This window comes from Pseudomonas sp. GM80 (assembly GCF_000282515.1).
In the GTDB taxonomy this organism is placed as follows: Bacteria; Pseudomonadota; Gammaproteobacteria; order Pseudomonadales; family Pseudomonadaceae; genus Aquipseudomonas.
This window is the reverse complement of sequence record NZ_AKJD01000109.1, coordinates 21,028-37,043: the sequence shown is the minus strand read 5'-3', so window position 1 is coordinate 37,043 and position 16,016 is coordinate 21,028. Positions and strand designations below refer to the sequence as shown.

Below are 16,016 nucleotides of genomic sequence, written 5' to 3'. Positions count from 1 at the left end.
CGTGATTACGCAAAATACATTTGACTGAAAAGCACGAATCGAATGCCGATTATTGCCATAGCATGCGCGGCCATCTGCATTTGAGGAGGTATTTGAGATGAGTGAACGCCAGGGTTTCATCCTGCACGCCAAGACCCGCCCGGAAAAATCCGCGGCCTTCGAGGCGCTGTTTCGCGCCTATGTTGAACCAAGCCGCGCCGAGCCTGGTTGCATCGAATACCACATGCTGCGCGACAAGGAAGATCCGTCGCTGTTTATCTTTTACGAGATCTGGGAGAGCCAGGCGCACCTGGATGTGCACTCGAACCTGCCGCACATGAAGGCATTTTTCGCCGAGCGTATGGACTATCTGGAGCGCGATTTCGATATCCGCCCGATCGACATGCTCAGCGCAGCCTCGGCTAAGCGCTGATCAACAAATGGGCGCCGAGCGCGCCCAGTCCAATGAAGAACACCCGCTTGAACAACACAGCGCTGATGCGTTGCCGCAGCCATTGGCCGAGCAACATGCCCAGCACCGCCGGAATCAGCGCCAGCAACGAAGCGCTCAATTCACCGCCGCCGAGTGCGCCACGCCAGAGCAAGCCGCCGGCCAGCGCCAGGGTCGAGACGGTGAACGACAGGCCAAGCGCCTGCACCAGTTCGTCACGGCTCAAACCCAGCGCCTGCAGATAGGGCACCGCCGGAATCACGAACACGCCGGTGGCGGAGGTGATGATGCCGGTGATCAAACCGCAGACCGGGCCAAGCCAGCCTTCATGGCGGGGGTTTACGCTGAGCGTCGGCAGCAACAAGCCGCTCAGCGCATACAGCAACAACGCCGCGCCGAGTCCGCGCACCACCCAATGTCCGCCGGCCATGCCGATCCACAAGGTGCCGATGCCGGTGCCGAGGAAGATCATCAGCAACATCGGCCAAAGGCGTTTGATCAGGCCTTGCAGATGTCCGCCGAATGCCAGTTGCCAGAGGTTGGTCAGCGTCGCCGGGATGATCAACAGCGCGGCTGCCTGCGAGGGTGCCATAGCCAGACCGAGCAGACCCATGGCGACGGTGGGCAGGCCGAGGCCGATGATGCCTTTGATCAGGCCGGCGAGAATGAAGGTGGCGATGACCAGCAAGGACAGGGTCAGGCCGAGATTCTGGTAGAAGTCTGCGAGTGTGTTCATGGCGTTACTGTGCGCCAGTCGGGACGGGGTGAAAATCTGCCATATACTGAGGCTGCCTCTGGAATTTCGAGAGGCTGAAGACCTCATCGCTGGCAAGCCAGCTCCCACAGTGTTTTGTGTCGTGCACAAAACTTGTGATCAACGCTGAACCTGTGGGAGCTGGCTTGCCAGCGATGAGGCCGGCATAATCACCACAAAACCGGCTGCCGACATGCACTTCGACCTCACCGACCTGCGCCTCTACCTGCACATCCTCGACACCGGCAACATCACCGCCGGCGCCGCTCGCAGCCATCTTTCCCTCGCCGCCGCCAGCGCCAGAATCCGTGCGATGGAAGCCTCGCTGGGCGTTGATTTTCTCCAGCGTGGCCGTCGCGGTGTCACCCCCACACCCGCCGGCACCGCGCTGGCGCAACATGCTCGCGTGCTCCTGCAACAGGCCGAACGCATGCAGCAGGATCTGGCGGATTACGCGCAAGGTGTCAAAGGCCAGGTGCGCCTGCTGTGCAACACCACAGCGATCACTGAATACTTGCCGGAAGTGCTCGCCGAATTCCTGCAACACCATCGCAATCTCGACATCGATCTGCAGGAGCTGCCCAGCGCGCGCATTACCCACGCATTGCGCCAGGGCGCGGCGGACATCGGCATCGTTTCCGACGCGGTCGACACCACCGATTTGCAGACCCGACCATTTCGCGACGATCCACTGGTGCTGATCCTGCCCTGCGATCATCCTTTGTCCGGATCAAGCGAAGTCAGTTTCAGCGACACCTTGCGCCACGACTTCGTCGGGCTGCGCGCCGACAGCGCACTGGCGGTGTACCTGGAAGAGCAAGCGCTGCACGCCGGCGTACGGATGCAGATTCGCATCCGCGCCGACGGTTTTGATGGCGTGCTGCGCATGGTTGCGATGGGCGCAGGCATTGCCATCGTGCCCCTGGCAGCCATCGAGCGCGCGCCCTCGCAATCGTTGAAAAGCCTGGCGCTGAACGAGCCGTGGGCGCGACGAAAACTGCTGCTGTGCGCCCGCGAATTCGACACGTTGCCGGCGTATGCCAAGTCCCTGCTGCAGGCCTTGTCTGACACTTGAGAACAGAGCATTGGCGACCGATCAGGCTGGCATATTTTTCTGCAAAATAAGCACAAGGAATAGCTTGCAAGGTACGTATACATACGTACTATATCGGCAGAGCGAACGTGTTGCCCGATACCGTTTTCGCACAACGACAACGGACAAGGAAGAACGGATCGGCTCCCAATGACCTACATGGAATGAGGTGACGCTGTGGTTGATTCAACGGAGTTTCGTAATGCAATGGCGATGCTGGGGAGTGCCGTCACCATCGTCACAACCGATGGCCCTGCCGGGCGTTTCGGGTTTACCGCTTCGGCGGTGTGCAGCGTGACGGATTCGCCGCCAACGCTGCTGGTGTGTGTCAATCGCTCGTCGTCCAATCACGAGCATTTCAAAACCAACGGTGTGCTGTGTGTGAACGTCTTGACCGGTGGGCATCAGTCGACGTCCGGGGCGTTCGCCAACCGACAGTTGACCATGCAGGAGCGCTTTTCCAGCGTGAACTGCCAGACCCTGGTGACCGGTTCGCCGGTTATCGCCGAGGCGTTGGTCAGCCTTGACTGCCGCGTCGCGAAGATCGACGAGGTCGGCACTCACAGCATCTTTTACTGTGAAATCCTCGAACTGCAGCACAGCGAAGCCACGGAAGGCCTCGTCTATTTCAATCGCAATTACTACCGTCTGAACGACGAGTTGCGCCTGGCCCCGGATCAGTGATTATCCCTGGAGGCCGGCGTGCGGCAGTCTGCACGCCGGCCTCCAGGTCTAAACAGGGAAGTGACCATGCTATTCAATGAAGACAACTTCGCGGATATCGACCTGAACCTGATCATCATCTTTCTGGTGTTGTTTCGCGAACGCAGCGTATCGCGCACGGCCGAGCGGCTGAACGTCAAACAACCGGCCATCAGCGGGTCGCTCGCGCGGTTGCGCAAGCGCTTTGATGACCCGCTGTTTCTGCGCTCGTCGAGAACCATGCACCCCACCTGCAAAGCCCAGCAACTGGCGCAGGCATTGACGCCGGCGATCAGCCAGATCGAAGCGGTGATTCGGCTCTGAACTTGCGGGAGCTGGCTCCCGCAAGGCTTCAACTCATGAGGCGGATTTCAGGCCCGAGGCGTACTCGACCCGCGCCCAGAACGCGGGCAAAAAACATTCACTGACCAACAGCGGCGAGCCATTGCGGGTGAAACGCGAGCGCCGCGCCAGCAGGCGTTTGGCCTGCGGTGCGAAGCGATGGGAGAGTGCCGTCAGCGGCGCGCCGGGGGCTAACACGGCGCACTGAAACGGCTCGCGCAGGGTCTGCTCCGACGTGTAGAGAATCTCCGCCAATGGTCGTCCGCCGTAGTTGTTCAACTCCGACCAGTCGCTGTGCAATGCCGGCATGCTGGTCAGGCTGCGCGCGGTCACGCACGCCTCGCCATCGAGTTTCATCACCACTTCACGCACCCAGCCCGTGCTGGCCGCGGGGACGTTCAAGGCTTGCGCCTCATCCGGGTTGAGCGCGCCCTGGAACTGCTCGACGACTTCGATCGAATAGGCGCCCATGGCTTTCAGACGCGGCGTCAGCGCTCCCGGCAAAAACAGCCAGTGCTGTTCCGCACCGCTCAATTGCGCCAGTGGTCGTGACGACCAGTAATGACTCGTATCCATACCCGCACTCAACCTCCCTGTTGATCGTCATTGTATTGCTGGCGCTGAAGAACAAGGCCTTCAGCGTAACGTCGTGGTCATTGCGTACTGCTGTCTTCGGTCACTTCGTGCTTGCTGATGACATCGACGGTCTGCTCGTCGAACTTGACCGCCGTGAGCAGCGAATCAAGCAAGCCGGGAAACCGCAGGTCCATGTCTTCGCGACGCAGCGACAGCAGGTTTTCCCGACCGTACGGCCGTTGCCAAATCAGACCGCTGTCACGCAGGACCCGCCAGTGGTGAGTCATGGTCGACTTCGAGGCGCCCTTGAGGATCCGGCCGCAAGGATGTTCCTGGCCATCGGCCAAGACTTTCAAGACAGTCAGACGCAACGGACTGCCCAATGCGGACAGAACATTCTCCAAAAGGATCTGGTCCTGATTGGGGTGATTCGGGACGTTCATAGGTAGGTACCTTTGATGATATAGGCGGGAGAAAACTTGCTTGAATTCGTCTATACGAGAACAGTAAGACTATACACAACAAGCCCCTCCCGGCGACAGCCGTCCCGCTGGCTACGCCACGTCTGTCACTACAGCCCGGCGCTCTGCGCCGCCTGCAACGGTTGCTCCTGGAACCCGCCGCCCAGCGCTGCCATCAACGAAATCGAGCTGTCGATGTGCTTGCTGTTGAGGAACGCCAGACGCATTTCGTCCTGAATCAATTGTTGCTCGATGTTTAGCGCATCGAGGAACGTGTCCTCCCCGGCCTTGTAGCGCGACTGCGACAGATCGTAAGACGACTGGGCAATCGTGCAGGCATCGCGCTGCACGACAATCTGCTGCTCGAAAGAGCGCAGTTGCGTCACCGAAATCGCCACTTCGTGCAGGGCCGAACTGAGCACGCGGTTGTACTGCGCGATCGAACTGTCCAGCTGCGCATTGCCAGCCTTTAGGTCGGAGCGCAGGCGCCCGGCATCGAAGATCGGCAGCGTCACGGTCGGCGCAACGTTCCAGAACTTGCTGACCCCGGCGAACAGCGCGTCCCCCGTCAGCGCGTGCGAACCCGCCGCAGCCACCAGGTTGATGTTGGGGTAGAACGTGGTCTTCACCGCTTCGATGTTTTTGTTCTCGGCTTCGACGCGCCAGCGCGCCGCCACGATGTCCGGACGGCGTCCGAGCAGTTGCGCCGGCAATTGCGCGGGCAACGCCACGACGCTGGCTTGCAGACTCGCCGGACGCTCGATGGTGTGCGCACGATCAACGCCTTTGCCGATCAGCGCCGACAACTGCAAGCGAGCGATTTCGATGTCCTCGTTGGCGCCGATCAGCGTCGACTCCGAACGCGCCTTGAGGCTCTGTACCTGCTTGAGTTGCGACAGGTTATCCAGCCCCGAGCCGTAGCGTGAATCGGTCAGCTCGACCAGTTTGCTCAGGCGCTCCAGGTCGCGGCGATTGAGCTCCGAAACCTGCCAGGCGTAAGCCAACTGGTTGTAGGCCTTGACCACGTTGACCGTCAGAATCAGGCGCGACGATTGCAGATCGACTTCGGCCGCCATCGCGCCGTTGAGCGCCGACTCCCAGGCGGCACGCTGGCCGCCCCAGAGGTCGAAGGTGTAGTTGAAATTGACCGCCAGATTGCGCGCGGTGAAGTACTGGTGCCCCTCGCCGCTGTAGTCCTCGAACTTCGACAGGCGACCACGAGTGACTCCGGCCGCCGCGTCCATTTGCGGGTAGCGCTCGGCGTCGCGCAAGTCGAGAAAGGCATTGGCCTTGGCCACCCGCGCCGTGACTTCCTGTAGGTCCGGGTTGCTGGCATAGGCCTCCTCGATCAGCGCGCCGAGGCGTGGATCGCCCAGCGTCGCCCACCAATCGCTGCGCGGCCATGCGGCCGGCGGCAGGGTGTCCTTGAGGCTGTCGGAGTACGCCTCGCCAAGCGACAACAATTTGCCCTGGTGATTGATCCCGGCGTAGTTCACACAGCCTGCCGACAACAGGATGGAAACGGCCAGGGGCGCCAGCATGAAGCGTGTAATCCGATACATGAAAACGTCCTCACAAGGTGGGTTGCGGCGCACCGGCCATGGCGGCTTCAGTGACGCGGGCCGGCTGCTTGATCGAACTCAGCAGGGTGTAGACCGACGGCAGAATGAACAGGGTGAACAACGTACCGATGAGCATCCCCACCACAATCACCAGGCCCAGGCCGAAACGGCTGTTGGCGCCGGCACCACTGGCGAACAACAACGGCGCCAGACCGACCACCATCGCCGCGGTGGTCATCAGGATTGGCCGCAGGCGTACTTGCGCGGCGTGCTGAATGGCTTGCACGCGGTCCATGCCCTGCTTGCGTTGCAGTTCGTTGGCAAACGCGACCATCAGAATCCCGTGCTTGCTGATCAAGCCGATCAGCGTGATCAAACCGATCTGCGTGTAAATGTTCATCGAAGTCATGCCCAGCGCCAGCGGCACCAATGCGCCACAGATCGACAGCGGCACGCTGATCAGGATGATGAACGGATCGCGGAAGCTCTCGTATTGCACGCTCAGCACCAGGTAGATGATCACCAGGGCCAGACCGAAGGTGAACGCCAGGCTGTTGCCTTCCTGCACGTATTGGCGCGCGTCGGACTGCCAGTCGAAACTGAAACCGGCGGGGAAACTTTCCGATTGTTTTTGCAGGAACTCCACCGCAGCACCCAACGTCACGCCCGGTGCCGGAATGGCCTGGAACGTCGCAGAGTTCTGTTGGTTGAACTGGGTCAGGCGGTTCGGTTCGACCTTGACGCTGAGGGTGGCCAGCGTCGACAACGGCACCGGATTGCCCTTCTGATCCTTGACGTAGTAGAGCTTGAGGGTTTCCGGGGTCAGGCGGTCCGAAGAGATCGACTGTGGAATCACGTCATACGAACGCCCGTGGAAGGAGAACCGGTTGACGTACTTTTCGCCGATCAGACTGTTCAGCGTCTCGCCAATGTCCTGCATGCGAATGCCCAAGGCGTTCGCCTTGGCGCGATCGACCTGAATCTCCACCACGGGATTGTTGAAGTCCAGATCACTGTCGACCACCGCGAACAGACCGCTGGCCTGCGCCGCTTGCTTGAGCTGATCCATCACGTTGAACAGCGCCAGGTATTCCTGATCGCTGCGAATCACCATCTGCACCGGCAAGCCACCGGTGGAGCCCGGCAGAGGCGGCATCTGGAAGACGAAAATGCTCGTGCCTTCGATCTGGTTCACCCGGGCCTGCAAGTCCGGCTGAATGGTATTGGCATCGCGGCCACGTTTTTCCCAATCGACCAGGTTGATCCCGCCGACGCTGTTGGACAGACCGTCAGTGCCGTTGGCCACCCAGTTGCTGTAACCCTCGGGAATTTCGTTGAAGGTCTCGTAGAGTTTGTGCGCGTACGCTTCGAGGTAATTGAGGTTGGCGTGCTGCGGCGCCTTGATCGCAGTCAGCAGAATGTTCTGGTCTTCCAGCGGTGCCAGTTCGGTCTGCGCCGAGCGATAGAGGAACGGCAGGCTGAAGAAGATCACCAGCGCCACGGTCAGACTGATCCAGCGCTTCGCCAGCGAACCGCCGAGCAACGCGCCGTAACGGCGAGCCAGATTCTGGAAGAAGCGATCGGCCTTGACCGCCATGAACCCTTCACTGGTTTTCGCATCCAGCAAACGCGTACTCATGATCGGCGACAAGGTCAGCGCGACGATGCCGGAAATCACCACGGCGCCGGCCAGGGTCAACGCGAACTCTTTGAACAGCGTGCCGGTCAGGCCGCCCATCAAGCCGATCGGGGCATACACCGCCGCCAGCGTGAAGGTCATCGCCACCACCGGCCCGGCCACTTCCCGCGCACCGATCAACGCCGCATCAAACGGAGTCTTGCCCTCCTCGATATGCCGGTGGACGTTCTCCACCACGACGATGGCGTCGTCCACCACCAGCCCGATGGCCAGGACCATGGCGAGCAGGGTCAACAAATTGAGACTGAAGCCGAACATCTGCATGAGCATCGCCGCGCCGAGCATCGACAGCGGAATCGTCACCAACGGAATCAATACCGTGCGGAACGTGCCCAGGCAGAGGTAGATCACCAGCACCACGATCACCAGCGCTTCGAGCAGGGTGTAAGACACCTCATCGATCGACGACTGAATGAAGTGCGCCACTTCGAAAGGAATCTGTACGGTCACGCCCGGTGGCAGGGTTTCCTGAATTTGTGGCAGCAATTCGCGCACACGCTTGACGATCACCAGCGGGTTGCCGGTCGGCGCCGCGTCGAGGCCGAGGAACAGCGCCGGCACATCGCTCATCGCGCCGCTGGTATCGGTGGACGCCGCATTCAGCTCGACCGTGCCGACATCGCGCACACGAATGATGTGGCCGTTATCGTTGCGCAGCACCATGTCGCGGAAGTCTTCCACGCTGTTCAGGTCCGTGTTGACCCGCAGGTTGCTGACCACATACAAACCTTTGACCTGGCCGGGTGCGGCCTGGAAGTTGTTGCCCTCGATGGCGGTCGAAACGTCCTGGCCGGTCATGCCGTAGCCGGCCAGGCGTTGCGGGTCGAGCCACAGGCGCATGGAGAGTTTCTGCTCGCCCATGATGTTGATCTTCGCCACGCCTTCGATGCCGGCGAACATCGGTTCGACGACGCGGGAAATGTAGTCCGACATTTCCGGAATGGTCAGGTTGGAACTGGCAAACGCCACGTAAGCCACGCTGGTGAAACCGCCCGAGGTGCGTTCCACCACCGGGTCGTAGGCATCCTTGGGCAAGCGATATTTGATCTGGTTGACCTTGGCCATGACCTCGGTCAGCGCCGCGATGGAATCACTGTTGAGCGCCATGCGGATCGTTACCTGGCTGCGCCCCTGGGTCGAAGCCGAAGACAGATAATCGATCCCTTCGACCGAGGCCACCGCCTGACTGATCGGCTGAGTGACGAAGCCTTGCATCAGTTCGGACGAGGCGCCCGGGTACTGGGTGGTGACCGTGATGGTCGACGTTTCCAGCATCGGATACTGGCGGATCGGCAGGTTCATCAGCGCCCGGACACCGAACAACAGAATCAACGTGCTGACCACCACGGCCAGCACCGGCCGGCGAAGAAAGAGGTCGGTGAAATTCATTTTTCCAGCCCGCTGAGTTTGAGAGCAATGGTGTCCGGGATACCTTCCACGGCCACGCCGTCATGCAGTTTCAATTGACCCGAAGTCACCACCTGCGCACCGTCGTCCAGGCCCTTGTCGACCACGGCCCAACCGTCGCGGCGCTCGCCGACCTTGATGCTTTCACGCTTGACCTTCTGCACACCGGCTTCGTCGGTGTAGACCGAGAACACACTCTCGCCGTAGGCGTTGTAGGTGATGGCGGTTTCCGGGATGAGCAATTCGGCGGTCTGCGGCAACGTCACCGAGACCCGCGCATACATGCCTGGGCGCAGGAGTTTTTTGGTATCGGTGATGACCGCTTGCACATTGATGGTGTGGGATTGGTTGATCTGTGGGTCGACCGCAACGATCTTCCCGGCAAACGTCTGATCCGCCCAGGCATCGACCTTGGCCTGCACGGTCTGGCCCAGTTGCACCCGCGAGCCATCGCGCTCGGCGAGGGTGAAATTGACCCGCAGCACGCCGGGATCCGTCAGGGTTGCCACAGCGCTGCCAGCCTGCAGATATTGGCCGAGGTGCGCCTGGCGAATACCGAGGGTGCCGGCAAATGGCGCACGGATATGACGCTGGGCGATCTGCGCCTGCATGCGTTCCATATCGCCTTTGGCCGCGTCGTATTGCGCTCGGGCGCTGTCGAAGGCGCGGCGGCTTTCTGCACCGCTTTTGGCCAGTTCCTGAACCCGGGCAAATTGCGCCTTGGCCGATTCGAACTCGCCTTTGAGGCGCACCAGTTCACCCTGCTCCGGCGCGTCGTTGAGCTTGAGCAACACCTGCCCCGCCGCCACTTGATCGCCGGACTCGAAATCGATGTCGACCACTTTGCCGCTGACTTCGGCCGAGACCAGCACCTGGCGCTGCGCTTCCAGTTTGCCGATCGCTTCAAGGTAGTAGGTGTACGGTTGTTTTTTGGCCACGGCCAGACCGACCCGCGTACTCGGGATGCGCTGGTCGGCAGCGGCTTGCGGTGGCGCCCAGAAGCGCCAGCCGAGCACAGCGGAAAAGATCAGTACGAGGAGAAGAAAAACCAGCGATTTAATGATATTTCGGGCAAGCATATGGCACTCCCTTGACTCTTTATTGCGAGCACAAAAGTTCAGTTATTAAGAAAATAAAGGCTGTTGCACAAAACAGGCGCGCTATATATCCCTGTGGCAATTCACGTGTAACGCGCCTGTTTTGTTAGTTATCTGTCAAGCCGCTGCCAGCGCATTGGTTTTATCCAGATAATATTTACCGATACCGTGCAAGTTCAAAGGCGACAAGGTGAAGTGCTTCGAACCGGTATGAATATCGCGGAAGCAACGTTCCAGAAAGTGCGACTTGTAAACCGCCTTCGAACCGGCCATCGAAAAGATCTGATTGACCGCGTTCACCGAGTTTTCGGTGAGCACTGACGCCGCCAGGCCGACGCGCGCACTGACCGGTTCACCGAAGGTTTCACCGCGATTGATCACTTGGTGAATCGCGTCTTCGAGCAGCAACTGGGCGGTGTGCACCGAAGAGATCGCCCGGCCGGTTTTTTCGAAAATTACCCCTTCAAGGCCTGGATCGGAGTTGACGGCGCGGTCGTTGCGGAAGTGGTCGACCGCCGCGCGGGCAACGCCCAGCACGGTGGACATCGCTGCCAGCGTACCGAACTCGTAGTAACCGGTGGCATAGGCACGCGAGCTGCGCGCTTCGGGCGATTGCTTGAGGCTTTCGGTGTTCAGGGAGAAGGCCTTGTTGACCAGCACCTGCGAACATTCGAAGTGATGGCTGCCGGTGCCGCGCATGCCAAGGGTGTCCCAGGTCGGCAGGATCTTGCACTGGCTGGCCGGCACAAAGAACATCCGCACTTCGGGTGTGGTGTTGTTTTCCGTGCCTTTGACGGTTGCAGTGCAGACCAGCCAGTCGGCATGCGCCGAACCGCTGGCGAACGCCCAACGGCCGCTGAGCAGGTAATCGTCGCCCATCGGCAGCGCTTCGCCACCGGAGTGAATGGCGCCGATCACAAAACCATCGCAGTGGTTGTAGATCGCTTCGGAGGTGCTTTCCGGCAAGTAATCGGAGAGTCGGCCCATGGCCACCTGCACGGCCAGCTGCCAGGACAGCGAAGCGTCATGCCGGGCAAATTCCAGCAACAGCGCCGAGGTGGTCTGAATGTCGACCTGGGATCCGCCGAATGCCCTGGACACTGAAGTGCGGCCAAAACCATCCTTGAAAAATTGAGACATCACGTCCTTGTGCGTCGCGTTCGTCTGCTCGCTGTAATCTCGGTGCTGAACGATCAGCGGGTTCAGTGCACGCACCTTCTCGAGCCATTCATTGGATTCGGAGGGAAGGCTGTTCCATTGCATTAGATTCTTCATAACGGCTCCTAGCTATTATTTATTGAGGGTCAGCAGATGAAAAAACAGACAGAACTTTTATTGTTGTTAAACCCCGGCAAAAATGTACGTCTACAGTCGTACATTGACAAGCGTTATTATCAGACTTCTTGCATATTTCAGAAAAAGACAACTAACACTCAAACTAATACTCAAGGCGCAAAGTGCCCACCGAACTTGCACTGAAGTTACGGCTTGCCCTACCGCATGATTACTTTGAGCCAGCGCGTCGGTCACTGACCTGCGAAAGTGACGCCCAGTCCTGGTCGGCCTGACCGTGGGCCATGCCATCGAGCAAGTTGTCCTTCAACACACTGGCAAACGGCAGCGGCACGTGCGCAGCTTCGCCGGCCTCCAGCGCCAGGCGGACATCCTTGAGCCCCAGCGACAGCTTGAACCCGGCGGGCTCGAATTGTTTGTCGACCATCAGTTTTCCGTAGCCCTGATACACCGGCACGGCGAACAGGGTCGAGGTGATCATCTCGATGAAATCCGCGCGACTGATGCCGTAGCCGTTGGCCAGGGTCGACGCCTCGGCGGTTGATTCAATCGCTGCGGCAATCATCAGATTGGCCGAGAGTTTGGCTACGCAGGCGCGTTCTGCGTCTTCGCCGAATGGCCAGGTCTTGCGCCCCAGCACATCGAACAGTGGCTGCACCCGCGCCAGCGCCTCGGCATCGCCTGAGGCGAGGATATTCAGATTGCCGGCGGCCGCGACATCCACACGCCCCAGCACCGGTGCCGACACATAAGCCACACCGCGCACCTTGTGCAGGGCCGCCATTTCCCGGGCGAGGGCGACAGACACCGTGGACATGTTGACGTGAACGCTGCCGGGCGCCAGACCGTCGATGGCGTGGGCATCCAGAAACACCGCACGAATCGCCGCATCGTCGCCCAGCATCGAAATCAGCACCTCGGCGCGAGCCGCGAGCGCCGGGCTGTCGACGGCTTCGGCACCGGCATTGACCAGCGCCTGCAACGGCGCCGCCGAGCGATTCCACACACGCACCTGATGCCCAGCCTTCAGCAGGTTCAGCACCATCGGTGCGCCCATCGTGCCCAAGCCGATAAATCCCAGTTCCATGTCGCGCTCCCGTCTAGATGAGGTGGTCGAAATCCGTTCGAACGATGATGCACAATTGCGATTGTACGTGTACAGGCGTACATTTCAAGTGCCGCGACGATTTAACCTTCGCGGCAGGGTTTCAAACATACCCTTTACCCAAGGCAAGGAGGCTTTATGCAATTCGGGATCTACACCGTTGGCGACGTCACACAAGACCCTACCAACGCCCGTACCCCCAGCGAATCGGAACGCATCCAGGCCACCCTGCAAATTGCGCAGAAAGCCGAAGACATCGGGCTGGATGTGTTCGCTACCGGCGAGCATCACAATCCACCATTCATCACCTCCTCTCCCACCACGCTGCTGGCCTACATCGCCGCGAAAACCCAACGCATCATTCTGTCGACGTCCACTACCCTCATCAGCACCAACGACCCGGTGCGCCTGGCTGAAGAATATTCGCTGCTGCAAAACCTCTGCGGCGGGCGCATGGACTTGATGCTTGGGCGCGGCAACACCGCACCGGTCTATCCGTGGTTCGGCAAAAACATCACCGACGGGCTGCCGCTGGCGATGGAAAACTATCGCCTGCTGCATCGGCTCTGGCGCGAAGAAGACATTAACTGGAGCGGTCGTTTTCGTACCCCGTTGAACAACTTCACCTCCATTCCGCGGCCGCTGGACGACCTGCCGCCCTTCGTCTGGCATGGCTCGATCCGCACCCCGGAAATCGCTGAACAAGCGGCGTATTACGGTGACGGCTTTTTCGCCAGTCACATCCTCTGGCCGCGCGAGCATTTCATGGCCCTGGTCGAATTCTATCGGGCGCGTTTTGCCCATTACGGCCATGGCACGCCGGAGCAAGCCATCGTCGGCCTTGGCGGGCACATTTTCATGCGCCGCAATTCCCAGGATGCCCGCCGCGAGTTCCGTCCCTACTTCGACAATGCGCCGGTGTATGGCCACGGTCCATCCCTGGAAGAGTTCATGGAGATGACCCCGCTGGCCGTTGGCAGCCCGCAGGAAATCATCGACAAGACGCTGACCTTCCGCGAGTACTTCGGCGACTATCAGCGCCAGCTCTTCCTGTTCGACCATGGCGGCATTCCGTTGAAAACCGTGCTGGAACAGCTCGACATGTTCGGCAAGGAAGTGCTGCCGGTGCTGCGTGAAGAAACCCGCAAACGCCGCTCGCCGCTGGCCGCCGAAGCACCGACTCACGCCAATCGCCTGGCACATCTGCAATCGCTGCAGATGCCGCCAGCCGACTCACACCCGAACGCTAAAACGCCACAAGCGGACAGCGTAACCGGCCACTAAAACCGCAGAGAGCGAGCTTGCTCGCCAGTGCGCTCGTGCGGGGTGTTGACCCTGCCGAGCGCTTGGCCCGCGCACTGAAATGCCCGGACAGTCAGGCCGCGCCCTTCAGCGAACGCTGGGCATCCAGCACCGTCAGCACGTCATCGTTGATCAGTCGTGCCAGATACTGACCGTAACCGGTCTTGCTCATGCTCCCCGCCAGCACCAGCAACTGCGCGTCATCGATCCAGCCCTTGTTGTAGGCAATCTCTTCGAGGCAGGCGATTTTCAGGCCCTGACGTTTCTCGATGGCCTGGACGAAATTGCCCGCCTCCATCAGCGCATCGTGCGTTCCCGTGTCCAGCCAGGCCATGCCGCGGCCCATCACCGACACGTTCAATTGCCCACGTTGCAGATAGACATTGTTGACGTCGGTAATTTCCAGTTCGCCGCGCGGCGACGGCTGGATCTCGGCGGCAATGCGCAGCACTTCGTTGTCGTAGAAATACAGGCCGGTAACGGCGAAGTTGGACTTCGGCTCACTCGGTTTTTCACAGATGCTCAGGGCCTTGCCGCTGGCGTCGAACTCCACCACGCCGAAGCGTTCCGGGTCCGCCACGTAGTAGCCGAACACGGTCGCGCCCTCTTCGCGGGTCGCAGCCTGCAACAGCGTTTCACCGAAGCCGGCGCCGTAGAAAATATTGTCGCCGAGCACCAGGCAGACGTTGTCATCGCCGACAAATTCGCGACCGATGATGAACGCCTGGGCGAGGCCGTCCGGGCTCGGTTGCACGGCGTAACTCAGGCTCAGGCCCAATTGGCTGCCGTCGCCGAGCATGCGCTGAAAGCCCGGCAGATCTTCGGGAGTGGAGATGATCAGGATCTCGCGAATTTCCGCCAGCATCAGCACCGACAGCGGGTAGTAGATCATCGGTTTGTCATACACCGGCAGCGACTGCTTGGAGACGCCCAAAGTGATTGGATGCAACCGCGAGCCAGCGCCGCCCGCCAACAGAATTCCCTTGTACTTGGCCATGCCTGTTTCCTTTTCAGCAATAGATGACTGACGCCAACCGGCGTCATTGACGGGGGGTGATGTCAATCCACGTGGGCTTCTTGCAACTGGTCGCCGAGACGTTCGAGGGCGTAGGCGCCGGAGATCACACGAATCCACCAGGCGCGATTGTCGAGGTACCAGTCGACGGTTTTTTTCATGCCGCTGTCGAAGGTTTCCTGCGGCGTCCAGCCCAACTGCGCGTGGATCTTGCCGGCATCGACGGCATAACGTTTGTCGTGGCCCGGACGATCCTTGACGAAGGTGATCAGGTCGCGGAAATGCGCGACCCCGGCCGGTTTCTGCGCACCCCGCGCCTCAAGCAGATCGCACACGGTGTGCACCACTTCAAGGTTGGTTTTTTCGTTGTGGCCACCGATGTTGTAGGTCTGCCCCACTTCACCGTTGCTGACCACCGCGTAAAGCGCCCGGGCGTGATCTTCGACAAACAGCCAGTCGCGGATCTGCGCACCGTCGCCGTACACCGGCAGCGGCTTGCCTTGCAGTGCATTGAGAATGACGTGCGGAATGAGTTTTTCCGGGAAGTGGTACGGCCCGTAATTGTTCGAGCAATTGCTCATCACCACCGGCAGCCCGAACGTGCGATGCCAGGCGCGCACCAGATGATCCGAACCGGCCTTGGTCGCCGAGTAAGGTGAGCTCGGCGCATAGGCGGTGGTTTCGGTAAACGCCGGATCGTCAGGCTCCAGATCGCCGTACACCTCGTCGGTGGAAATATGGTGGAAGCGGAACGCCTGCTGACGCGCAGCGTCCAGACGGTTCCAATAGCCGCGCGCGGCTTCGAGCAGGGTGTAAGTGCCGACGATGTTGGTTTCGATGAAGGCTTGAGGGCCATCGATCGAACGATCCACATGGGATTCGGCCGCCAGATGCATCACCGCGTCCGGTTGCAGACGCGCGAAGAGTTCGTCCAGCGCCGGCTTGTCGCAGATGTCCACCTGGCAGAAACGGTAACGCGGCGAGTCCGCGATTTCAGCCAGCGACTCCAGATTGCCGGCGTAGGTCAGTTTGTCGACATTGATCACTTCGCACTCGGTTTCATTGAGCAGAAACCGCACCACTGCCGAGCCGATAAAGCCCGCGCCCCCTGTCACTAAAATTTTCATCAGCGCCTCCCCTGGCAAAATGATGATTCACAGTCCTTCGATGCTGCCCGC

15 protein-coding genes are annotated in these 16,016 nt (G+C 60.2%); 5 read left to right on the top strand and 10 right to left on the bottom strand.

Features of this window, described 5'->3' with window-relative positions:
- Positions 1–97: 97 nt before the first annotated feature.
- Positions 98–412 carry a putative quinol monooxygenase gene (locus PMI37_RS18000; protein ID WP_008083390.1) on the top strand — a complete coding sequence of 105 codons (315 nt, stop codon included), beginning with the start codon at positions 98–100 and terminating at the stop codon, positions 410–412.
- On the opposite strand, the gene PMI37_RS17995 is transcribed toward PMI37_RS18000, so the two are convergent.
- A complete protein-coding gene (locus PMI37_RS17995) occupies positions 402–1,166 on the bottom strand; it encodes a sulfite exporter TauE/SafE family protein (RefSeq protein ID WP_045123183.1) in 765 nt (254 codons plus the stop codon). The genes PMI37_RS18000 and PMI37_RS17995 overlap by 11 nt on opposite strands.
- A 211-nt stretch (positions 1,167–1,377) precedes the next feature.
- On the opposite strand from PMI37_RS17995, the gene PMI37_RS17990 reads away from it, so the two are divergent.
- From PMI37_RS17990 to PMI37_RS17980, 3 genes are all read left to right on the top strand, one after another.
- Entirely contained in the window at positions 1,378–2,259 is an 882-nt protein-coding gene (locus PMI37_RS17990; RefSeq protein WP_008083388.1) for a LysR substrate-binding domain-containing protein, read from the top strand.
- A gap of 195 nt (positions 2,260–2,454) precedes the next feature.
- On the top strand, positions 2,455–2,961 hold the full coding sequence (locus tag PMI37_RS17985) for a flavin reductase (protein WP_045123182.1): 507 nt from the start codon (positions 2,455–2,457) through the stop codon (positions 2,959–2,961).
- Positions 2,962–3,027: 66 nt separating this feature from the next.
- Complete coding sequence (locus PMI37_RS17980; RefSeq protein ID WP_008083384.1) at positions 3,028–3,303, top strand: LysR family transcriptional regulator; 276 nt, start codon at positions 3,028–3,030, stop codon at positions 3,301–3,303.
- Positions 3,304–3,336: 33 nt separating this feature from the next.
- On the opposite strand, the gene PMI37_RS17975 is transcribed toward PMI37_RS17980, so the two are convergent.
- From PMI37_RS17975 to PMI37_RS17945, 7 genes are all read right to left on the bottom strand, one after another.
- Positions 3,337–3,897: a chorismate--pyruvate lyase family protein gene (locus PMI37_RS17975; RefSeq protein ID WP_008083382.1), complete on the bottom strand. Its 561-nt coding sequence runs from the start codon at positions 3,895–3,897 to the stop codon at positions 3,337–3,339.
- A gap of 77 nt (positions 3,898–3,974) precedes the next feature.
- Positions 3,975–4,340 (bottom strand): ArsR/SmtB family transcription factor, encoded by a 366-nt coding sequence (locus tag PMI37_RS17970; RefSeq protein WP_008083365.1) that lies wholly within the window; start codon positions 4,338–4,340, stop codon positions 3,975–3,977.
- A 128-nt stretch (positions 4,341–4,468) separates the two neighbouring features.
- The gene (locus PMI37_RS17965) at positions 4,469–5,920 is read right to left on the bottom strand and encodes an efflux transporter outer membrane subunit (RefSeq protein WP_008083359.1); all 1,452 of its coding nucleotides are present in this window, start codon (positions 5,918–5,920) and stop codon (positions 4,469–4,471) included.
- A gap of 10 nt (positions 5,921–5,930) precedes the next feature.
- On the bottom strand, positions 5,931–9,008 hold the full coding sequence (locus PMI37_RS17960) for a MexW/MexI family multidrug efflux RND transporter permease subunit (protein ID WP_008083358.1): 3,078 nt from the start codon (positions 9,006–9,008) through the stop codon (positions 5,931–5,933).
- A complete protein-coding gene (locus tag PMI37_RS17955; RefSeq protein ID WP_008083357.1) occupies positions 9,005–10,105 on the bottom strand; it encodes an efflux RND transporter periplasmic adaptor subunit in 1,101 nt (366 codons plus the stop codon). The genes PMI37_RS17960 and PMI37_RS17955 overlap by 4 nt, the downstream gene beginning before the upstream one ends.
- Positions 10,106–10,240: 135 nt before the next feature.
- Positions 10,241–11,398, bottom strand: coding sequence for an oxidoreductase (locus PMI37_RS17950; RefSeq protein ID WP_008083356.1), 1,158 nt, complete (start codon positions 11,396–11,398; stop codon positions 10,241–10,243).
- A gap of 229 nt (positions 11,399–11,627) precedes the next feature.
- Positions 11,628–12,503 (bottom strand): NAD(P)-dependent oxidoreductase, encoded by an 876-nt coding sequence (locus PMI37_RS17945; protein WP_008083354.1) that lies wholly within the window; start codon positions 12,501–12,503, stop codon positions 11,628–11,630.
- 156 nt (positions 12,504–12,659) lie between these two features.
- On the opposite strand from PMI37_RS17945, the gene PMI37_RS17940 reads away from it, so the two are divergent.
- Positions 12,660–13,805, top strand: a complete 1,146-nt coding sequence (locus PMI37_RS17940; RefSeq protein ID WP_008083353.1) for an LLM class flavin-dependent oxidoreductase — start codon at positions 12,660–12,662, stop codon at positions 13,803–13,805.
- 91 nt (positions 13,806–13,896) lie between these two features.
- Here the strand turns inward: PMI37_RS17940 and rfbA are convergent, their stop codons facing one another.
- Together rfbA and rfbB are read right to left on the bottom strand one after the other, a co-directional pair.
- A complete protein-coding gene (gene rfbA / locus PMI37_RS17935; protein WP_008083352.1) occupies positions 13,897–14,820 on the bottom strand; it encodes a glucose-1-phosphate thymidylyltransferase RfbA in 924 nt (307 codons plus the stop codon).
- Between the two features lie 62 nt (positions 14,821–14,882).
- Positions 14,883–15,965: a dTDP-glucose 4,6-dehydratase gene (gene rfbB, locus PMI37_RS17930; protein WP_008083351.1), complete on the bottom strand. Its 1,083-nt coding sequence runs from the start codon at positions 15,963–15,965 to the stop codon at positions 14,883–14,885.
- Positions 15,966–16,016: the final 51 nt, after the last annotated feature.